The sequence below is a fragment of the Nitrosomonas ureae genome, from assembly GCF_900108305.1.
In the GTDB taxonomy this organism is placed as follows: Bacteria; Pseudomonadota; Gammaproteobacteria; order Burkholderiales; family Nitrosomonadaceae; genus Nitrosomonas; species Nitrosomonas ureae_B.
This window is the reverse complement of record NZ_FNUX01000035.1, coordinates 1-20,348: the sequence shown is the minus strand read 5'-3', so window position 1 is coordinate 20,348 and position 20,348 is coordinate 1. Positions and strand designations below refer to the sequence as shown.

General features: G+C 46.6%; 17 protein-coding genes and 3 pseudogenes. 14 read left to right on the top strand and 6 right to left on the bottom strand.

The genetic code is table 11. From position 1 onward, the window contains the following. A pseudogene (locus C4S39_RS15605) lies at positions 1 to 233 on the top strand (hypothetical protein); the annotation flags it as partial. Between the two features lie 328 nt (positions 234 to 561). Here the strand turns inward: C4S39_RS15605 and C4S39_RS13985 are convergent. Further along, positions 562 to 882, bottom strand: a complete 321-nt coding sequence (locus C4S39_RS13985) for a winged helix-turn-helix transcriptional regulator (RefSeq protein ID WP_103967566.1) — start codon at positions 880 to 882, stop codon at positions 562 to 564. 106 nt (positions 883 to 988) lie between these two features. Here C4S39_RS13985 and C4S39_RS13980 point away from each other — a divergent pair, with 106 nt between their 5' ends. From C4S39_RS13980 to C4S39_RS13955, 6 genes are all read left to right on the top strand, one after another. Further along, a complete protein-coding gene (locus tag C4S39_RS13980; protein WP_219817976.1) occupies positions 989 to 1,876 on the top strand; it encodes a pirin family protein in 888 nt (295 codons plus the stop codon). A 62-nt stretch (positions 1,877 to 1,938) separates the two neighbouring features. Next, positions 1,939 to 2,289: a SnoaL-like domain-containing protein gene (locus C4S39_RS13975; RefSeq protein WP_103967565.1), complete on the top strand. Its 351-nt coding sequence runs from the start codon at positions 1,939 to 1,941 to the stop codon at positions 2,287 to 2,289. A 40-nt stretch (positions 2,290 to 2,329) separates the two neighbouring features. Continuing rightward, entirely contained in the window at positions 2,330 to 2,959 is a 630-nt protein-coding gene (gene ycaC, locus C4S39_RS13970) for an isochorismate family cysteine hydrolase YcaC (RefSeq protein WP_103967564.1), read from the top strand. A 32-nt stretch (positions 2,960 to 2,991) separates the two neighbouring features. Continuing rightward, positions 2,992 to 4,974: an amidohydrolase gene (locus tag C4S39_RS13965; protein ID WP_219817975.1), complete on the top strand. Its 1,983-nt coding sequence runs from the start codon at positions 2,992 to 2,994 to the stop codon at positions 4,972 to 4,974. Positions 4,975 to 5,377: 403 nt separating this feature from the next. Then, positions 5,378 to 7,003, top strand: coding sequence for a L,D-transpeptidase family protein (locus tag C4S39_RS13960; protein WP_103967563.1), 1,626 nt, complete (start codon positions 5,378 to 5,380; stop codon positions 7,001 to 7,003). Positions 7,004 to 7,049: 46 nt separating this feature from the next. After that, on the top strand, positions 7,050 to 7,643 hold the full coding sequence (locus tag C4S39_RS13955; RefSeq protein WP_103967562.1) for a YcbK family protein: 594 nt from the start codon (positions 7,050 to 7,052) through the stop codon (positions 7,641 to 7,643). 120 nt (positions 7,644 to 7,763) lie between these two features. Here C4S39_RS13955 and C4S39_RS13950 read toward each other — a convergent pair whose 3' ends face one another. Together C4S39_RS13950 and pyrE are read right to left on the bottom strand one after the other, a co-directional pair. Further along, the gene (locus C4S39_RS13950; protein WP_103967561.1) at positions 7,764 to 9,398 is read right to left on the bottom strand and encodes a hypothetical protein; all 1,635 of its coding nucleotides are present in this window, start codon (positions 9,396 to 9,398) and stop codon (positions 7,764 to 7,766) included. Between the two features lie 453 nt (positions 9,399 to 9,851). Beyond that, the gene (pyrE, locus tag C4S39_RS13940; protein WP_103967560.1) at positions 9,852 to 10,496 is read right to left on the bottom strand and encodes an orotate phosphoribosyltransferase; all 645 of its coding nucleotides are present in this window, start codon (positions 10,494 to 10,496) and stop codon (positions 9,852 to 9,854) included. Positions 10,497 to 10,522: 26 nt separating this feature from the next. Between pyrE and C4S39_RS13935 the strand changes: the two genes are divergently transcribed. The 3 genes from C4S39_RS13935 to zapE are packed head-to-tail and all read left to right on the top strand — an operon-like array spanning position 10,523 to position 13,857. After that, positions 10,523 to 11,296 (top strand): exodeoxyribonuclease III, encoded by a 774-nt coding sequence (locus tag C4S39_RS13935; RefSeq protein ID WP_103967559.1) that lies wholly within the window; start codon positions 10,523 to 10,525, stop codon positions 11,294 to 11,296. Further along, on the top strand, positions 11,293 to 12,669 hold the full coding sequence (locus C4S39_RS13930; protein WP_103967558.1) for an AmpG family muropeptide MFS transporter: 1,377 nt from the start codon (positions 11,293 to 11,295) through the stop codon (positions 12,667 to 12,669). The genes C4S39_RS13935 and C4S39_RS13930 overlap by 4 nt, the downstream gene beginning before the upstream one ends. 6 nt (positions 12,670 to 12,675) lie before the next feature. Continuing rightward, positions 12,676 to 13,857 carry a cell division protein ZapE gene (zapE, locus tag C4S39_RS13925; RefSeq protein WP_103967557.1) on the top strand — a complete coding sequence of 394 codons (1,182 nt, stop codon included), beginning with the start codon at positions 12,676 to 12,678 and terminating at the stop codon, positions 13,855 to 13,857. Between the two features lie 252 nt (positions 13,858 to 14,109). Here the strand turns inward: zapE and smbP are convergent, their stop codons facing one another. Next, on the bottom strand, positions 14,110 to 14,496 hold the full coding sequence (gene smbP, locus C4S39_RS13920; RefSeq protein WP_103967556.1) for a small metal-binding protein SmbP: 387 nt from the start codon (positions 14,494 to 14,496) through the stop codon (positions 14,110 to 14,112). 398 nt (positions 14,497 to 14,894) lie between these two features. Here smbP and C4S39_RS13915 point away from each other — a divergent pair, with 398 nt between their 5' ends. Together C4S39_RS13915 and C4S39_RS13910 are read left to right on the top strand one after the other, a co-directional pair. Next, positions 14,895 to 15,803, top strand: a complete 909-nt coding sequence (locus tag C4S39_RS13915) for a TIGR01777 family oxidoreductase (RefSeq protein WP_103967555.1) — start codon at positions 14,895 to 14,897, stop codon at positions 15,801 to 15,803. A 27-nt stretch (positions 15,804 to 15,830) separates the two neighbouring features. Next, complete coding sequence (locus C4S39_RS13910) at positions 15,831 to 17,135, top strand: cryptochrome/photolyase family protein (protein ID WP_103967554.1); 1,305 nt, start codon at positions 15,831 to 15,833, stop codon at positions 17,133 to 17,135. A 33-nt stretch (positions 17,136 to 17,168) separates the two neighbouring features. On the opposite strand, the gene C4S39_RS13905 is transcribed toward C4S39_RS13910, so the two are convergent. Next, positions 17,169 to 17,870: a hypothetical protein gene (locus C4S39_RS13905; RefSeq protein ID WP_103967553.1), complete on the bottom strand. Its 702-nt coding sequence runs from the start codon at positions 17,868 to 17,870 to the stop codon at positions 17,169 to 17,171. Between the two features lie 758 nt (positions 17,871 to 18,628). After that, positions 18,629 to 18,913, bottom strand: coding sequence for a hypothetical protein (locus C4S39_RS13900; protein ID WP_103967552.1), 285 nt, complete (start codon positions 18,911 to 18,913; stop codon positions 18,629 to 18,631). A 427-nt stretch (positions 18,914 to 19,340) separates the two neighbouring features. On the opposite strand from C4S39_RS13900, the pseudogene C4S39_RS15935 reads away from it, so the two are divergent. Then, a pseudogene (locus tag C4S39_RS15935) lies at positions 19,341 to 20,092 on the top strand (transposase); the annotation flags it as partial. A gap of 54 nt (positions 20,093 to 20,146) precedes the next feature. Further along, positions 20,147 to 20,244 (top strand): annotated as a pseudogene (locus tag C4S39_RS15930) (IS5/IS1182 family transposase); the annotation flags it as partial. Positions 20,245 to 20,348 lie beyond the last annotated feature (104 nt).

Genomic DNA, 20,348 nt, shown 5'->3' with positions numbered 1-20,348 from the left:
CAACGGCGTTAAGTTCGTTAACGGTATTAAACAAACAGCAGATCAAAAACAGAATGCCGCTTGATTCCCTATACACCAGATTTGACTATAGCTCAAGGTACTTTCTAAGGATGCCTGTTAATCCAAGAATTATCTGTGCGGTAGAGAACAGTAGAGATACTTCGATTGATTCAAGGAAATGGAATTTATCGCAAAGAAAATTTACAAAAAAAGAGATAGAGTTCAGCTCCTGAAGCTGAAATTAATCGGCTCATTTGTCGTTCTGCATAGGCAAGCAGCATGTGATTTACGACTAACAAGGCTTAGGATTCGTAGAGGTGGTTTTGATTTCATAGTTTGCTCGTGCATGCAAATTTGCGTGCACAATGTTTCATCTTTTCTGTGGATTAGCGTTAAATGGATAGTGGATAGTATCGGCAGTACTTGATTTTGAAAGCAGCATACCTCACCTCGCGCAAGCAAACGGATATTAACTGCGCGCTTCAAGCAGTTTTCGTTCCAAGGAGCAGGAAATTGAGTCCGCGAATATTAAATCATTACATAATAAAATATCGGTTTCTTTTATTTGACTACAGCACTATATTTTCTTCCCCATTCATCCATCGACAGCAGGATGGTTTTAAGGGAGTGCCCCAGCGGCGATAACGAATATTCAACGCGCGGGGGAATTTCATTAAAGTTATTTCTGACAATTAATCGATGCATCTCCATTTCGCGTAATTGTCGGCTTAAAGTACGGTGGGTAATTCCTGTTAAGCTCCTTTGCAGCTCGTTAAATCGCATCGTGCCACTTAACAGGTGATTAATAATCATAACCTTCCAACGCCCCCCAATTATTTTCAACGTAACCTCAACGGGGCAGCACACTTCTTTAGTTGGCATTTATAAATCTCCCTGTTTTTGACAGTATCCTTTTTGTGCGTACTTGTAATTTAATCCGACGGTATTAATCTATTGCACATATAAAAAATTTTTTAGGATGGCAATTATGCCAACAGAACCCGAAGTATCCCTCAAAAAGCTGTCACGCATTCAGAAAAATACAAATCAGCACTGGGTCGGTAATGGATTTCCGGTACGCACGTTATTTTCTTATTCGACGCTGGGACCCATGATCAGTCCTTTCTTGCTGTTTGATTATGCAGGGCCGATGGAATTTTCACCCACTGAACAGCGTCATGGTGTTGGAGAACATCCTCACCGCGGTTTTGAGACAGTTACTATCGTCTATAGTGGCGAGGTGGAGCATCGCGATAGTTCCGGTGGTGGCGGCAAGATCGGCCCGGGCGATGTACAGTGGATGACCGCAGCTTCCGGCCTGGTACACGAAGAATTCCACAGCCGCGATTTTGCGCGGCGTGGTGGCCTCCTTGAAATGGTACAACTGTGGGTGAATCTGCCCGCCAAGGATAAGATGTCGCCTCCGCATTATCAAAGTATTCTGGATAGCCAGATTCCTGTCATCGATCTCCCCGATAATCAAGGGAAAGTGCGCGTCATCGCCGGTGAATTTGACGGCATTGCAGGACCAGCGCGTACCTTTACACCGATCGACGTCTGGGATTTGCGCTTAACCGGCAATCAGCCGATCGACCTTGCCGTGCCTGACGGTTATAACACATTGCTGGCAGTACTCAAGGGCTCAGTGCGCGTCAATGGATCTGAAATCATTGATACCGCGGAAGTCGGCCTGTTTGAGCGGGCAGGCGATCATATCCGCATCGGCAGCGCGCCCGATACAACAGCGCTGCTGCTGTGCGGCGAACCAATCGATGAACCCATCGCAGGCAGTGGCCCGTTTGTCATGAATACGGCGGAGGAAATACGCCAGGCCATGACAGATTATCAGAGTGGCAAGATGGGAAAGATAACGTGAGCTCATGAAAACCAGGTAAAAACATCTACCGGACTCATCACAATTTACTGTAGAGGAACAAAATGACCCTGGAAGAAAAACTCAACGATTTAAATCAAATGATTCTGCAAGGTAAGATATTGGAATCGATGGAAAAGTACTATCATTCCGATTGCATCGTTATCGAAAAAAATGACGTGGTGGCAAAAGGCCTAAAACAGGCCAAAGAGCGGGAATCCGAGTTATTTAAAGGTGTTGAGGCATGGCTCAAGTCGGAAATCATATCAACCGCCGTGGGTAAAGACGTAACCATGACCGAGTGGCATTACGAATACCAACATAAGGATTTCGGGCACAAGAAATTTGATCAGGTAGCGGTGCAACGCTGGAAAGATGGCAAGATCATCAGCGACCGCTTCTATGCACTGTATTAAGCAATAATTTCGCAATTAACAACTAAGGATAATCACGGCCATGAGTAAGACTTTCAAATACAACCGCCTTTCTAAAGATGATGCCGCTTTATTACTGGTAGATCATCAAGCGGGTTTGATCTCACTGGTGCAGGATTTTTCACCCAATGAGTTTAAAAACAATGTATTGGCACTAACCGCGTGCGGCAAGTATTTCAAGTTGCCAACCATTCTGACCACCAGTTTCGAGGAAGGCCCTAACGGACCGCTGGTTCCGGAAATCAAGACAATGTTTCCCGATGCACCTTATGTGGCGCGCCCCGGCAACATTAATGCCTGGGACAACGAAGATTTTGTTAGCGCAGTCAAAAAGACTGGCCGCAAGCAGCTGATCATTGCCGGCGTGGTTACCGAAGTCTGTGTCGCTTTTCCCGCGCTGTCCGCCATCGAAGAAGGTTATGAAGTATTCGTAGTCACCGATGCTTCCGGAACTTTCAATGAAGTAACCCGCGATGCCGCCTGGATGCGCATGCAGGCAGCGGGCGTGCAGCTAATGAGCTGGTTTGGCGTAGCTTGCGAATTGCACCGCGACTGGCGCAACGATATTGAAGGCCTGGGCACCTTATTCTCTAATCATTTGCCTAATTATCGCAATTTGATGACAAGTTATTTTGCCATCACCCAAAAGTAAATAACCAAGCTCGAAGCGAATGACAAATCATCATGAGTGAGAATGAGATAAATGTGCGCCGCCGCCGTATTCTGCAAGCGGCCGGAGCAACGTTACTGTTTTCTAAAACAGGTACATTTGCAGATCCACTTAAAGGACCATCCATGAATGGCATTTCAGCGCAACTGATACTGCGTAACGGTCAATTTGCCACACTTGATCGTCAGAATCCGCACGCTACGGCTGTCGCCATTTCGGATGGTTATTTTATCGCTGCAGGAAGCGACGACGAAGTAATGCGTCTTGCCGATAGCGCTACGCAAGTAATTGATCTCAACCGCCGCCGCGTCATTCCGGGATTGATCGATTCACACATGCACCTTATCCGCGGCGGGCTGAATTACAATCTGGAGTTACGCTGGGATGGCATTCCTTCGCTGGCGGACGCCATGCGCCGCTTGAAGGAGCAAGTGGCGCGCACACCTGCACCGCAATGGGTGCGCGTGGTAGGTGGTTTTACTGAAATGCAGTTCGCCGAGAAACGTTTGCCGACATTGGATGAAATCAATGCCGTAGCGCCGGATACTCCGGTTTTTATTTTGCATCTTTACGATCGCGCACTGCTGAATCGCGCAGCATTACGTGCTTGCGGCTACGATCGTGACACACCCAATCCGCCGGGTGGTCTGATTGCCAAGGATACCCGCGGGGAACCAACAGGCTTGCTGCTGGCGGAACCCAACGCATTGGTCCTGTATTCAGCTCTCGCCAGAGGCCCCAAGCTGCCATATGACTATCAAATCAACTCCACGCGCCATTTCATGCGGGAAATGAATCGCCTGGGAGTAACCAGCGTAATTGATGCCGGTGGCGGCTATCAGAATTATCCCGATGACTACAAAATCATCGAGGAACTGCATCAGGCTGGCGAGTTGACCTTGCGTATTGCCTACAATTTGTTTACGCAGAAGGCTGGAGAAGAGATTGCGGATTTTACCCAATGGACCAAAATGCTGAAACCCGGCGATGGCGATAGCTATTACCGCCACAACGGCGCGGGTGAAATGCTGGTATTTTCTGCTGCGGATTTCGAGGATTTCCGCATGCCGCCCCCGGATATGGCGGCAAGCATGGAAAATGATCTGGAAGCCGTGGTGCGCATCCTCGTCAGCAATCGCTGGCCGTTCCGGTTGCATGCCACCTACAATGAAACCATTTCGCGTGCGCTGGATGTATTCGAAAAAGTGAACCGGGACATTCCCTTTGAGGGCATTCATTGGTTCTTTGATCACGCCGAAACCGTGACCGATGTCAACCTCGAGCGCATCGCAAGACTTGGCGGCGGCATCGCCATTCAGCACCGCATGGTCTACCAGGGTGAATTTTTCGTCCAACGCTACGGCCGCAAAGCTGCAGAGCGCACGCCGCCTTATCAGCGCATGCTGGCAATGGGCGTAAAAGTCGGCGCAGGCACCGATGCCACTCGCGTAGCTAGCTACGACCCCTGGAATGCGCTGTACTGGCTCACGACTGGCAAGACGTTGGGCGGCCTCCCGCTATATCCGGCAGCAAATCTTGTCAATCGCGAGACTGCATTACGGCTTTATACACAGGCCAATACCTGGTTCTCGAATGAGGAAGGCATCAAGGGCCAGATCAAGCCGGGGCAATACGCTGACCTGGCCGTATTATCCACAGATTATTTCAGCGTTCCGGAAGACAAAATCCGGCAGATTGTCTCAGTACTCACCGTGGTTGGCGGACGTATTGTCTATGGTGACGATGAATTCAACCAACTCATGCCTCCCTTGCCGCCAGCCATGCCGGATTGGTCACCGGTAAATCACTTTGGCGGTTATTTCAAATCCGTGGCAAGTACGGCAGCCCTGCATCCGTTTGCTCAGACAGCCTGTGGTTGCGGAAGCCGTTGTGCCGTGCATGGCCATGCGCATGGACGCGCATATCAGGATGCTGTCAGCGCCGATGACCAGCGCGGATTCTGGGGCACACTCGGCTGTTCGTGCTGGGCGGTATGACGCTCACTGTACTATTTGCCAGCGATCGTAGCCGAATATCTGCCGCGATGCGATTTGAAGTCGATTGAAGGAACAAACTGCATACAAATGCACCGATGAGGCCGCTACGCTAAGAAAGCGCTGATTAATCCGGCGAACGAGATGAAGCACGAGACGCCCGGAACGCAGCAACTGAGACATATCAGCAAGACAGGCGAAGGCGCGAACCGAGCAACGAAATGATTCGCTCGTGCAGCCAATTAATCAGCGCTTCCCTAACATTCGGTACCAGCGTATACCAACAAAACGCGATCCGGAATCGACAAAAGAACGGTAATTATCCATTTCAAGCATACTTCAGCACATATCGTTGGTGTTAAAATCCCGGAATCTCAAATGCATTGACTTAACAAAGGAAATTTGCGTGACCTGCTATCAACCCAAAACCTCTTTACTGACACTTCGGTTTCTTTGCTATCTTTTCCTCATATTGAATCCCATCAATTCAATAGCGCTGCTCATTGATTCAAAGGAAATTGAACGGCAACTATCCAACTCCGCCATCGAGTCAAACAAGGCCGGACATTCTGATCTACAACGATTTTATGCGGCCAGGAATTATCAACCAGTATGGTTCTCGGGAGAATCACCGCAATTGAAAACGGCCTTGGCATTCATTGCCAGCGCAGAAACCGAAGGATTGAACAGCCAGGATTATCAATTACAGCAATTGACGCAACTGCTGCAGCATAGTGATCAATCTTCATCAGCAGCAATCGAGCTGGAGATCCGCACAACACACGCAGTATTGAAGCTGGCCACGGAATTATCCCGCGGCCGTTTTTCCGCCACTGCAGCCGACCCGGATTGGCATATTCCGCGGGCCAACTTTGATGCAGTCGCATTCTTGCAAGAAGCCATACACGCCGATCATTTGGAAGATTCACTGCAAAAATTGTCTCCACAAACGCTCAATTATCAATTGCTCAAACGGACCCTGGCGCACTATCAGGAATTCCTCAGAAACACCCCGGAATGGATTCGTATTCCGAGTTCACCATCCATCCGGCCGGGCGACACCTATCCCAGCATTCCTTTGATTCGCCAGCGCATCGCACAAGCTCATGCAGCGGATGCTTTGTCTGAATTCAATCTTATTCCCAGAACAAGTCAACTCTACGATACTGAGCTGGTTGCTGCCATCAAAGCTTTTCAGGCGCAACACGGTTTAAACATCGACGGCATTATCGGGAAAAATACCATTAATGCATTGAATATTCCGCTCGAATGGAAAATACGCCAACTGCGCATCAATATGGAACGCCTGCGCTGGTTACCCAGGAATCTGGGGCAACGTTACTTACTGGTCAATACCGCAGGCTTTTATCTCACCGCCATGGAAAATGACGAGCCAATCCTGAATATGCGCATCATTGTCGGGCGGGATTATCGTTCAACCCCCAGTTTTAATGGCGCGCTGTCGCATATGGTGTTGAATCCTTATTGGAATGTTCCGGCCAGCATTGCACGTAAGGATTTATTACCCAAGCAGCAGCAAGATCCGACTTATTTCACAACGGCCGGATTCAAGGTCTACCCCGCTCAGGAACGTGGTGCGCAGGCAATCGATCCGAACACGATCGATTGGCATGCGCTCAAAACAAGATTTCCCTATTTTCTGCGGCAAAACCCGAGCAATCACAATGCACTGGGCAAAATCAAATTCATGTTTTCCAATCCGTTCAGTATCTATTTACATGACACGCCATCCAAATCACTGTTCAGAAAGGATATCAGGACCTTCAGCTCGGGCTGCATACGCCTGGAGAAACCCTTCGAACTGGCGGCTTTTGCTCTGAATCAACCCAGCTTGCCGGAAAAATTTAGCACGGATCTGGAAAGCGATAAAACCATTACCACGCATTTACCTAAACCATTACCGATTTACTTGGTGTATATTACGGCCTGGGCGGATGAACACGAGAAAGTGTATTTCTACCCGGATATCTATGACCGTGATTTACGTGCGCTGCGTTATGCTCGCTGGTAAATTATTTTTCGCACACAATCGCAGCATTTTCAGGAGAAAATAATCGATGATACGAAAATTTCTGGATCAAGCGTATTTATCAGAAACAGAACCCAGCCGCCGCCAATTTTTAAAAACCGGCTTGAGCGCCTGTACTTTGTTGGCGCTGCCCATGGCAGCCACATCCGTGCATGCGGCCATCAAAAAACCCTTAGAGAAGAAACTGAGCTTTCTTAACTTACATACCGGCGAACGTACCCGTGCGACTTTCTGGGCCAATGGCCGTTACATTCCGGAAGGCATGCGCGCCATCAACCAGGTGTTGCGTGACCATCGCACCGGTGATCGATATAAGATCGATCCTACGCTGTTTGATTTCCTGCACCTGTTACAGCACAAATTAAGAACCCATCAAGAATTCCATGTGATCTCAGCCTACCGTTCTCCTGCCACCAATGCCAGACTGGCGGCACAAAGCGGCGGGGTCGCCAAAAACAGCCTGCATACACATGGAAAAGCCATCGATATCCGCCTGCCGGGACGTAAATTATCCGATTTGCGCAGCGCCGCGTTGTCATTGCAAATTGGCGGTGTCGGTTATTATCCCTCATCCAATTTTGTTCATTTGGATACCGGGAATTATCGTTTTTGGGGGGGATAGAAGAATTTATCTTGTTCGGTACACACGTATCCCAGGCTCTTGACTTCGTGGATTGATCTGATACTAAAAAATCAAGAGACCTACTGACCACGCCAGAGATCTCCCCAACCATTTCAATAGTTAATGTGTACGTGCCGGAGTATATGCGCCTCGCATACCGCTTTCCAGCTTACGTGCCTGACCGGTAGCTTCTTCCAGCGTTGGCAGTATGGCTTGCAGTTTCTCGGATTTCTCGGTTTGTGTACCAGGTGCTTGCACAATCTTTTGAATCTGATCACGCGCCGCATCAACATTCTTATAGACTTCATGCTCACGTGCTTTCTTCACAGGCGAGGATGCAACACTTCTTGCAGCAGGAATAACACCAGGACATTCTGCGGCTTCCTGTTGAAAAGAATCGCGATTTTCTTTGAATTGCTGAGCAATTTGAACACGTTTGGGAATAAAAACATCTATGAGCAGTGGCGACAGTTTTCCATTTTCATCAATATGCACAAAACGAAGGCTATTAGGCCAAGTAGCACCACCACCAAGATCCTTGCCCGCAGAGAATTGATGGCAACCGCCACAAGTCATGGTGCCAGCACGATTCATCAACTGGGCTGAAGATATCCCGGTCAAATCCGTCAGTGCTGCAAGGCGCGACTGTACTTGATCAAGCAATAATGAGTCAGTCCTATCGGCAGGATTATCCTCGTCACCTTGCGAAATCGATTCAAAATCATTAAATCGGGTATCGAATCCTGCACTAATGCCATTGATGATATCAGCAGCCGATGCATTATTGTTGATTCGATCCGGATTAACCAGATTACATAGTGGTTGGCCGAGGAAGGAATTACGAAAATCATGTTGGTCCGTTTCGTCAAATCCACCAGGTAGCTCCGCAACTGCGCGAAACAGGAAAGCCATTGGCGAATCATCTACCGGTTCGGGTTTGAAGATTGCCTGTCCGTTTTGATCAAAATTGATTAAAAACTCCCGTAACGACCAGAGAATTTCCTGCGGATCTGGTGTCTTGAACAAATTAACACGTAACTGCCCCAATGGCATACCATAATTTTCTGCTTTAATTACTGGTGCCACACCCGGAATACCTTGATAGTAGAATTTCTCAAGCTCTGCTACTGTTTGTGTTGCATCGGTATCACTTGAACGCTGCGCCCAAAAATCAGTGATTGCGGCACAGCCTGCCAAGCCCTTGCCAGGATCCGGATTGGGAATTCTAGCTTCGAAAATCATCGTTAAGCGATCAGTTGGCCCGCTCGATTTTTTTGTATAAACAATTCGATATTCACCGCAATTGCTGCCATCCGCAGGCGCCAAATCAAAACGGTTAAATAGCCCTACCGGAATCATGCCATCGGGCGAATTCGGATTCAGCAAATCATTTGGAATGATTGATGATTCACTGGGCCGGGCATTCACAGCAATGGTTTTACCTGAAACAGGATGAACAAATGTAGTTTGCGCAAATGAATCGATGATGCTTTGCAGCATCGAAACGGAAATCGTTGGTGCTCCTCCTGCAGTGGCAACAATTTGATCCATTGTTTTGGAAAATGAAAATGGCGTTGCCAGTTTTTCAAGATCATTGAACACAACCGATTTATCGGTAATAGGTTTTATATCCGGCTTAGGATATGCAGGCTCTTTATTTTTTTCACAACCGATTAATAAACTGAACGTGGCAACAATCAATAGAAAAACAAAGGATTCCTTAAGCACAGTGGATTGGAAACATTTATAGGCCATGGTAAATCTCCATAAAGTGTGAGAAAAATCCCTAGAATCACGAAAAACAAAACGATTCTAGGATATCCAATAAGTTTCTCTATGTGATTTTTGTCACTTCACGTGAAAGAAGATAATGTATAGCTTGATTTATATCAAGGGAAAATCGATCAATACCTACCATTTGTCCATCAGATGCAAAAAACTTGTCGGAATCTTCAAATTTCCAGCTACGAATAATCCACCGCATCCCGGTTACACTTTGCTCGGTCGATATCAAACCGTTAGGACTACCCATGTCGGTCCTTGCCCGAATTGAGGCCAGATCTCAAACTATGAATTTATAGCTATGAACAATCATCGCCACATACATCAGCCGCAACGCTTTAGCTTTAGCTTTAGCTATCGCATCCGCTGGTGTCATCCTTGTTTACAATCTTCACTGGTCATAATTCGAGACTCCGGAAATAGCGATTATTTGATCCCGTACTGTGCCCGATAACGCTCGACGGCAGGAAGATACTGCACGAATTCTCGATGATTCTGCAAAAATTCCACCAGATCGTCCAGATTGATGATCGAAGTCACCGCAAGGCTATGCATGTGCTGCACTTCCTGAACCGCAGAGCGTTCTCCAATTCCCCTTTCCATACGGTCGAGTGCAATCACGATGCCGGATGGTGTTGCGCCTGAGTTCTTAATCAGTTCGACCGATTCACGCACCGACGTGCCCGCGGAAATGACATCATCAACGATCAACACGCGCCCCGCCATCGATGCACCGACCAATACCCCGCCTTCGCCATGATCCTTGGCCTCTTTGCGGTTAAAGCAGAACGGATAGTTATGTCCCATCTCAGCCAGCGCAATGACAATGGCGCTGACCAGCGGAATGCCTTTGTACGCCGGACCGAACAGCATGTCGAAAGGAAGCGCTGCAGCAATAATCGCTTTGGCGTAAAATTGCCCGAGTTTGCGCAGTGCATCACCATCGTTAAAAAATCCTGCATTGAAAAAATACGGTGACATGCGCCCTGCTTTGGTTTTAAATTCACCAAAGCACAGCACCTTGCGCGCAATGGCGAATTGAATAAAGGCTTGCCGGAAATCATTAGACATCACTTGAACAACCCATAAATTGATAGATGCAAATTATAACGCTTAACTTAAATGGTATTCGCGCAGCCGTGAAAAAAGGCTTCCTTCAATGGCTCGCAACACAATCCGCGGATATCGTTTGCGTTCAGGAATTAAAAGCGCAACTGCCCGATCTTTCCGCCGAAATGCAAATGCCGGATAATTATCACGGCTATTTCCATTGTGCCGGACAAAGAGGTTATAGCGGCGTAGGGATATATAGCCGAAAAAAGCCGGATCAAATCATCGAAGGCATCGGCATCGCCGACATCGATGCCGAAGGCCGCTTTTTACAGGCGGATTTCGGCAATTTAAGCATCATTTCAATCTATCTGCCGTCCGGCTCCAGCGGTGAGCATCGGCAAGCCGCAAAATTTTATTTCATGGAAAAATTTTTTCCGGTATTGCAAAACCTGAAGGCCAGCAACCGGGAAATCATTTTATGCGGCGATTGGAACATTGCGCACAAGGAAATCGACCTTAAGAATTGGCGCTCCAATCAGAAAAATTCCGGTTTTCTGCCCGAAGAGCGCGAATGGTTATCCAATGTATTGGGAAATTACGGTTTTGTCGATGTGTTTCGCCGTCTGAACGCAGAACCGGATCAGTACACCTGGTGGTCGAACCGTGGACAAGCCTGGGCTAAAAACGTAGGTTGGCGTATCGACTACCAAATCGCCACGCCTGCTATCGCACGACTCGCACAAAAGGCTTCCATTTATAAAGATGAGCGTTTTTCCGATCATGCACCGCTGATTATCGACTACGAACACGAATTATGACATCCGCAGGATTTTCCGGTTGGTCGCAGGCGTTACGGGTATACACCCACCCCCGCGTACTGGGCATGCTGTCGCTGGGATTTTCCGCCGGGCTGCCATTGCTGTTGATCATGGGTACGTTGTCTTTCTGGTTGCGAGAGGCAGGTATTGATCGCACCACCATCGGTCATCTAAGCTGGATCGGCCTGGCCTACAGTTTTAAATGGTTGTGGTCGCCACTGGTTGACCGGCTGCCACTGCCCTTGTTGACGCGATGGCTGGGCCGCCGCCGCGCCTGGTTGTTACTATCGCAAATTACCATTGTCATGGCGCTGACGGGCATGGCATTCACCGATCCGGTTATGAATCTGACGCATTTGGTATTTTTTGCGCTTGCCGTAGCGTTTGCCTCCGCCACACAGGACATCGCACTCGATGCTTATCGCATCGAAGCTGTTGCGGTGGAATTGCAGGGAGCAATGGCCGCCACGTATCAAGCCGGTTATCGCGTCGCGATGATCCTGGCTTCTGCTGGCGTATTGTGGATTGCTGCGGCGGTTGACGTCACTGTAGACACTTATGACCACGCGCCGTGGCGTTTCGCTTATCTGATCATGGCGGCGAGCATGGTCGTGGGCATTATCACTACGCTCATTATCCGCGAACCGGAGGTGCCCTATAGCCGGTTAATCTCAGAAAATGAAAAAATCGCACAACAGGTCATCGCAACCTGGCATCTTCATCCCCGCATCGGCAACCTGCTGGTCTGGCTTTACGGCGCATTAATCGCGCCATTCCGCGACTTTATCATGCGTCATGGCCGGCAAGCATTGCTGATCCTGGGCCTGATTGCCATCTACCGTATCTCCGATGTTGTAATGGGCGTAATGAGTAATCCTTTCTATGTCGACATGGGTTATAGCAAAGAAGAAGTTGCCACGATTTCAAAAGTATATGGGGTGATCATGACCATCGTAGGCGCGGCGATCGGCGGCGTTCTGACGGTCAAAATCGGCATCATGCGCACACTGTTTCTAGGCGCCGTGCTATCTGCCGCGACCAATTTGCTGTTTGTCTGGTTAGCGGGACGCGGTCACGATGTCAGTGGATTAATTTTCACCATCTCGGCGGATAATCTTTCTGCCGGTATCGCTTCCTGCGCTTTTATCGCTTATTTATCCGGCCTGACCAATTCGGCTTATTCAGCCACGCAGTATGCATTATTCAGCTCGGTCATGTTGCTACTACCCAAATTCATCGCCGGCTTCAGCGGGCAATTTGTTGATGCCTACGGTTATGAAAATTTCTTCATCGCTACCGCTATACTGGGCCTGCCCGTTTTGATTCTGGTCTGGCTCGCCGGGCAGGCGAAGTTTTCCCATTCCTCCCAATAATCAAACATGTTACATATCCCCGTGCAGAAAAGCCCTGAAACTGAATATCATGCATTGATAAGCGCCGGTGAGTTGCAGCCCGATGCCGATCAAGCGAAAGCTGTTGCCGCTCTAGAGCGATTACATCGTGAATTGATTAATTCACGCACAGTCGGAAGGAAATGGCCTATTCGATTGCTTCGTTGGTTTGGCAATAATAAACCGGCACCCAAAGGCATTTATCTTCATGGAGGCGTGGGACGTGGCAAATCCATGCTGATGGATCTGTTTTACATGACTATTCCCATCGCATCAAAGAAACGCGTTCACTTTCATGAATTCATGCTGGATATTCATGCCCAGCTTAAAAGCTGGCATGAATTTTCAGTACAGGAACGCGCGCAACAGGGCTTCCGCGCCAGCGACGCCGATCCTATTCCAGCGATCGCAAGGAAAATAGCCGATACCTCAATGCTATTATGTTTTGACGAGTTCCAGGTTACCGATATCGCTGATGCGATGGTGCTGACCCGGCTTTTCACCGAACTGTTTGCGCAAGGCGTGGTTGTCGTCACAACTTCGAATAGACCTCCCGACGATCTCTACAAAAACGGTTTGAATCGTCAACGTTTTGTGTCATTCATTCAGCAGATAAAGGATAGGCTTGAGATCATTTCACTGGAAGGGCCGGTCGATTATCGCTATAACCGCCTGAAAGGCGCGCAAACCTACTACTTTCCGGTTAACCAGGCCACTACGGATGAGCTGTCGGCCACGTTCTTCCGCCTTACCGATCGCCGTGTGGAAGACCGGGACAAGGTTCCCAGCGAAGAGTTAACGGTGCAGGGTCGAACACTGTTCGTTCCCAAAGCAGCGCGAGGCGTCGCCGTTTTTTCGTTTAAGCGCCTATGCGCAAATCCTCTCGGCACCGCAGATTATCTCGCCATTGCCAGAACCTATCATACCATCATCCTGGTTGCGATCCCGCAATTCAATCAGGAGAACAACAACGAAGCCAGGCGCTTCATCCATTTGATCGATGCACTGTATGAGCATGGCGTCAAATTCTTGTGTTCAGCCGCCGTACCCCTTCAATCGCTATATGCCGGAGAGGAAATCAGTTTTGAATTTGAACGTACAATCTCGCGCCTGATGGAAATGCAATCGAAAAACTATCTGACAAGAGGTCACGGCAAGAATTTGCATTAGATAAGAATGCTCGATCGCGTGCAGTCGGTTCCTTATCAAGAGTTCTTTCTGTAACTAGAAAGTAAGCATGTGAAAGTTCGCAAATAAAAACTTGACTCTGAATCTAATGAACGTACTTAACACCCGTGTTAAAAATGGATCGCTGAGAAAGACTATTTCTTTATCGTAAGTTTCAAGGAAGATTATCCGGGTCATCTCCCTTCGCGCCGGGCGGCGACGCGACCCTTGAGGCATTGCAGGTCAAACTATGGGTTATTTATTAATTTCTTTGAAATGAGCGATAGCGACACGTGCGGCATTCCTGGCTGAATCATCCTCATCGTAATTTCCATTTTCAATAGCTTGCTCCAGACTGACAATGGCCATGGCTAAATGAATACGCCCGGCTGACGAGATATATTCCTGGTCTTGCACCAAAAGAGCATGAATTATTGCAGTAGTTGAGTGTTTTGCAATTGTTGCTCCGTCATCAGCGACTACCGAAGCCTCAGAAAACCTGATTGCTTGATGCAAATGACTTTCTGTCAAACATGCGGATAAAGTTAAGGTTAAAATAATTAAGATACTGGAAAACAGCATATCTTGTTCATTCCTGAAATAAGCTTTGGATTTACTACTTATTACATTGTTCTCAAACATAATTATAAGTTCCAATATAATTTTATAACACAATACAAATAAGTATAGAACTATAAAATTATCCCAATGCTTTTAAGTAAGCGGATTTTAGCGCCTATTTGTGTTTAACTTACTACTTCAAAGATTCTCAGAAGCGATCCAGCCGTAATTGCTGGCAACATTGCAGATATATTCAAACGTTGCGCCTGGTACGGCATAACAGATGCAATTTGATTGACTGGAAACGCCTGCGACCCGTCAACCGCGCTGGATAGCATTGAGAGCGATTCTTTTGTGCGGAGTAATGCATGGCGCTATTGCGTACAGAAAATCGAATATCCAATCATAGCCGGACTGAAAAAAATCAGTAATAGGTGTATCCTGCATGTATCTTCATATCTGTCCATGAGCATACCAAAATGATCATACTCATAACAGGCGCAACTGGATTTATCGGTCATCACCTGATACAACGACTGCAGTGCGAACATCATACGGTCAAAGTGTTGAGTCGCAACAGCAAGCGCGCAAGCCACATGCTCGGTGTAGCGGCATTTGATTGGGATTATGCTACGCAGGACGTCCCTGCCGAGGCATTGCACGATTGCCAGATCATCATTAATCTGATGGGCGAGAACCTGGGAAATGGCCGCTGGACCGAGGCGCGCAAGCACGAGATTTATGCCTCACGCATCCTCAGCACCCGCAAATTAGTTGCTGCTGCGCCAGAAAGCTTGCACACCTTCGTCTGCGGCTCGGCAATCGGTATTTATCCAGGCACAGGCGATGATCTGTATGACGAATCCTATGTTGCGCTAGAGCGGCTCAGTTTTATGCAAACCCTTTGCCACGACTGGGAACAGGAAGCCTCCAGGATTGAACACAGAAAAGTACGCCGGGTCAGTATTCGAACCGGCATCGTACTGGGCGATGGTGGCATGCTGAAAAAGCTCCTGCCGATATTCAAGCTGGGACTGGGTGGACCTGTCGGCAATGGCCGTCAATGGCTGCCGTGGATACATATCGATGATCTGGTTTCGGTCTTTTGTGAAGCTGCACTGAATACGCGCTATCATGGCCCGGTGAATGCCGTATCACCCAATCCTGTACGCTATCGCGAATTTGCAACTGCGCTTGGCCAGGCACTGCATCGTTCCACCTTCTTCCCGATTCCGGCATTTATCCTTAAACTGGCACTAGGCGAAGCGGCTGCATTGGCTTTAAACAGCTATCACATTACACCCAAACGACTTCTGGAAGATTATGACTTCAAATTCAAATTTGATAATTTACCGGCTGCACTGGCTGACTTATTTACCGAAAGCTAAATCTTCACGTTAAAACTAGTCATATCGATGAGTGCATCACTGGTTGTTTTTTGGTTCCGGCGCGATCTGCGTCTGGATGACAATGTCGGATTGTCACATGCGTTAGCATCCGGGCAACCGGTGTTGCCGGTTTTTATTTTTGATCCATCAATCTTGACAGGATTACCTGAAAACGATGCACGTATTACCTTCATCTACGACACCTTGCAAACCCTCCGTACGCAGCTGGAGGAAAAATATTCAAGTTCAATCGCGCTCTATTATGGCAACCCCATAGAAATTTTCGATCAAATCCTGCGGTTACACTCTGTCACAACGGTATATGCCAATCACGACTATGAACCCTACGCGCGCGAACGCGACGAAACCGTACGTCAATGGTTAAAAGCACAATCGGTAGCTTTTAATACCTATAAAGACCATGTGTTATTTGAGAAAAATGAGATCGCCAAGGATTCGGGTGGCCCCTATGTCGTGTATACCCCCTATATGCACAAATGGAGAAAGGTTCAGAGTGAGGCCACACTGAGGGCTTATTCAACCTCGGAAAAATTGGGAAATATGATTAAACATTTGCATTCACCTAATCTCTCTCTAACTGATATTGGTTTTGTGCGCTCTGCCCTAACCATTCCAGCGTATCGATTGGACACGAAACTGCTGCAACATTACGCACACGATAGGGATTTTCCCGCATTAACCGCCACATCACTTTTGGGTGCCCATTTACGATTCGGCACGATTAGTATTCGGCAAGTATTTCAGCAAGCATTGAACGCCAGTAACGATATCTTCGGTAATGAGCTGATCTGGCGCGAATTCTTCAGTCAGATCCTATGGCATTTCCCGCATACACAAAATAGCAGTTTCAAACCGCGCTATGATCGCATTCAATGGCGCAATAACGCAGCAGATTTCGAGCGCTGGAGCAAAGGAATGACCGGTTATCCCCTAGTTGATGCTGGCATGCGCCAGCTCAATGCTACCGGCACCATGCATAACCGGGTACGCATGATCACTGCCAGTTTTTTATGCAAACACTTATTGATCGATTGGCGCTGGGGCGAAGCTTATTTTGCAGAAAAATTACTGGATTACGACATGGCCAGCAATGTCGGAAACTGGCAATGGGTGGCAAGTTGCGGTGTGGATGCCGCGCCTTATTTCAGAATCTTCAATCCTGAAACACAAATCAAAAAATTCGATAAAAACTTCAGCTATATTCAGACTTGGGTAAACGATTGGCGCACGCCGGCTTATCCAGCACCGATAATTGAACACAAAGACGCGCGGGCGCGCTGCTTAAAAACATATCAACAGGCTATCGGCTAACCGAATAAATGGTAAGCAACCGCAACTGAGAGATTAATCCCTTTCAACTCCCGCTCCAGGCTGGCTTGATTGTTTGAGTAATATTACTGTTTGCTGATAGCAGGTACGAGAGAAGTAAATCAACCACGTGACGATGCCAAACAACTTGAAACCATCTTCGACCAAAACTGCGATACCTGTTTGTCGCAATACCAGATCAGACACGATTGACAGTGCCAGGAAAGCACACGCAATTAATAGAATGATGTAATCCGTCTGTAAAATAATCCTGGCAAAGATGATAAAAAAGAACAGCATTGCCAAAATATACGCCACATAAAAAATCTTCTCCGGCACATTTAAATATTGCGGAAAAATATGCTCATGCAGCAAACAGAAATCATCCACCAGCAGCACAAAGGTCAGTATTCCTGAATATAACAAATAGGCTCCGATCTTCCTGCTGTCATTTTTTATCAAAAGCACGGCAACAAACAGACAAATAGCTGCCGAGAATGTCCAAAGCAACACGCCCAGATTGGACATGACCCCAAGAAACGGATTAAATTTGAGTATTGCAGCAGGCTCCCGGAAAAAATTATCAATCAATATATCGTAGTGTCGACTGATTAACCAAACTGAAAAAAGCACAACGGACACAATCAAATAAGGAATGACCAGAAAACGTAGCGAAGTTTTCAGTTGATCAAGCGTTTTATTGAAAAAATCCCTGGATATCAATTCGGCCAATTTCATACAAATAAACTCATATTAATAATTAATACATATAGCTGTAACACGTATATGCTTGAGTTTGCTTGCGACATAAACAAGTGTCAAGCTTATTTATGATAAGGTCATGAATATCATGACTAACTGGTTTGTTCAGCATCATCCGCAAGAAATCATTAAAAATACGGCGAAATACTTATGCACAGAGCATGATCAGTCAACTACTCCGAGTGAGGTTATTACATCACTGAAAACATAATAAACAATGGCTTGCTGTGTCATTACAGAACCGCTCCTTACTAATCCTGTCTTGATGCAGCTTTTTGATATGGTGCCTTGATTGAACTGTCAATCGGTGTACAAAACTTGCCAGGCTTCTGGGCAAATCGGCGCTGAAAAGTTTCTCTCCGGAATTGTTAAATGTCCGGCATGTAGCCGGAGAAATCTGGAATGATAACTCAAGTGTTCCCTTAAATCCTAGTAAGTTCATTAAAGTGAAACTCCAGAAATAAAACGCCTTTTTCTTTGAATTATTTGTTGCATACGTATTTGCTTACTAATATTCCCATCCCCAAAACCATGATCCTATTAAAATAAGCGCAAAAGCTAGTAACACGACACAAATCATGATAATAGCGATGTTCTTTTTCTTAGATTGGGTATCTTCAGTTTGCATGATTATCTCTGGATAAAAGGATATGTTACTTATGTCATTTAATTCACTCTGTACGATATCCAATAAAAAGAAAGGCTACAAAAACGATATAGCCAGCTTGATATTTCTATTCAAAATTTCTTTGATTTATTCCTGAATCTTTTTCAAGTTGATTAAGTGGTTTAGAAACATTGTCAGATGGAGTAATGATATAGCGATTAGCATCACTGTCAGGTGAATTCGTTTCATTTCTTTTTTCATCCATCTCATTCTGAATACGACCAGGTTCTGATAACTGCTCAGCAGGTGTTATTCCAATAGGTTTTTCTAAGGGTGGGGTTGATTGAGAAAAAACAGGTAAGCTGAGAAGAAATAAACATCCAGTGATTAAAATAATTTTTTTATTGCTCATAAGATATTCTCTATAAAAGGGTAAAAAAATTATGATGCTTTAAAAGTTAAAGTATGTCAGTACGGTCGCTTACAGTGAATTAAAGAATTGGGTTTATGCTGACAAACGAGGAGAGCTCGCATTGGTAAGGAAATATCAGAAGCCGCTGACTGAAGTTGAGCTAGAGCTATCCAGAGCTAAACGAGAATTAGCAGAAGTGAAGATGGAGCGTGACTTTATAATAAAAATGTGCGACGTATTTCGCGAAGGGGTCGCAGTGAGATACGGTCTGATTGAATTGATGCGACGAAGCTATCCGATTGCGCTCATGTGTCGAGTACTTAATGTTTTCGAGAGCGGCTTTCATGCCCAAAGAACTCGCCCGGTTTGTAGTTTGTAAACGTAAGCTGGAGAATACAAGGCTGGAAATAGAAATACTAGCCGCACACTATTCCCGCGGGAATTGGCTGTAACGTATACCGATGAACAGTCCAGTTTTGTATCGGAATCGACAGTTTATCAGCTACTAAAGGCACATGATCTGATCATCAGTCCAGCTTACATTCTGATGCAGCGAGAGATAAATTTCAGCACCCAACAACACACGTCAACGAAATGTGGCAGACGGATTTTACCTATTTCAAAATAATTGGCTGGGGTTGGTATTATTTATCGACAGTGCTGGATTACTTCCCGCGGTTTATTATCGCGTGGCGGCTTTGTACTACCATGAGTGCCCGCGATGTATCAGATACACTGGATGATGCATTGCGCTTTACAGGACTCAATCAGATCAAAGTGAAACATAAACCGCGATTATTGAGTACAATGGCCCGAGTTATGTTTCAAGTGAGCTAGCACAATACCTGGGAGATCAGAATATGTCACACGCGTGGAAAGTCTTACCATCTGCAGACTCAAGGCAAAATCGAGCGCTGGCATCGTTCACTGAAGAACCAGATCTTGTTGGAAAACTATTATTTTCCCGGTAAATTGGAAGATCATATGCGCCAATTTGTCGATTACTACAATCACGGGCGCTATCATGAGTCACTCAATAATCTAACACCGGCTGATGTCTTTTATGGTCGAGGCCAATCTATTTTGAATGAAAGAGAAAAAATAAAATGGCGAACCTTAGCTTTGCGACGCCAGATGTTTTATGCTAACCAATCAACAAACTCAAACCTGATGAGCTAAAACATCTCTTAATCTAGGCAGTCATTAGTCCAATTGCTTTGACGACGTACAATGAGATGGCGCGGTATTGCCACAAGGTACGCTAAAAACACCGCCTCTTTCCTCGCTGCTATACAGATCAGAGCATCGCTCTTTGGGCAAATGCCTCGTGACTACACTATCTATGGCCTGTTAACACTACCTAAGTGCTTCGACGATAAGAGCGAAATGGATGAATGAGAGAAAGATGATATCCAGTTTGTCGAATCTGGAGAAT

Bases quoted from the DNA above. Each gene is read 5' to 3' on its own strand.
- pyrE (WP_103967560.1), bottom strand. From the start codon at position 10,496: ATGTCTAATGATTTCCGGCAAGCCTTTATTCAATTCGCCATTGCGCGC.
- C4S39_RS13975 (WP_103967565.1), top strand. From the start codon at position 1,939: ATGACCCTGGAAGAAAAACTCAACGATTTAAATCAAATGATTCTGCAA.
- C4S39_RS13905 (WP_103967553.1), bottom strand. From the start codon at position 17,870: ATGAAATTGGCCGAATTGATATCCAGGGATTTTTTCAATAAAACGCTT.
- zapE (WP_103967557.1), top strand. From the start codon at position 12,676: ATGTTACATATCCCCGTGCAGAAAAGCCCTGAAACTGAATATCATGCA.
- C4S39_RS13965 (WP_219817975.1), top strand. From the start codon at position 2,992: ATGAGTGAGAATGAGATAAATGTGCGCCGCCGCCGTATTCTGCAAGCG.
- C4S39_RS13980 (WP_219817976.1), top strand. From the start codon at position 989: ATGCCAACAGAACCCGAAGTATCCCTCAAAAAGCTGTCACGCATTCAG.
- smbP (WP_103967556.1), bottom strand. From the start codon at position 14,496: ATGTTTGAGAACAATGTAATAAGTAGTAAATCCAAAGCTTATTTCAGG.
- C4S39_RS13985 (WP_103967566.1), bottom strand. From the start codon at position 882: ATGCCAACTAAAGAAGTGTGCTGCCCCGTTGAGGTTACGTTGAAAATA.
- C4S39_RS13930 (WP_103967558.1), top strand. From the start codon at position 11,293: ATGACATCCGCAGGATTTTCCGGTTGGTCGCAGGCGTTACGGGTATAC.
- C4S39_RS13935 (WP_103967559.1), top strand. From the start codon at position 10,523: ATGCAAATTATAACGCTTAACTTAAATGGTATTCGCGCAGCCGTGAAA.
- C4S39_RS13910 (WP_103967554.1), top strand. From the start codon at position 15,831: ATGAGTGCATCACTGGTTGTTTTTTGGTTCCGGCGCGATCTGCGTCTG.
- C4S39_RS13915 (WP_103967555.1), top strand. From the start codon at position 14,895: ATGATCATACTCATAACAGGCGCAACTGGATTTATCGGTCATCACCTG.
- ycaC (WP_103967564.1), top strand. From the start codon at position 2,330: ATGAGTAAGACTTTCAAATACAACCGCCTTTCTAAAGATGATGCCGCT.
- C4S39_RS13900 (WP_103967552.1), bottom strand. From the start codon at position 18,913: ATGAGCAATAAAAAAATTATTTTAATCACTGGATGTTTATTTCTTCTC.
- C4S39_RS13950 (WP_103967561.1), bottom strand. From the start codon at position 9,398: ATGGCCTATAAATGTTTCCAATCCACTGTGCTTAAGGAATCCTTTGTT.
- C4S39_RS13955 (WP_103967562.1), top strand. From the start codon at position 7,050: ATGATACGAAAATTTCTGGATCAAGCGTATTTATCAGAAACAGAACCC.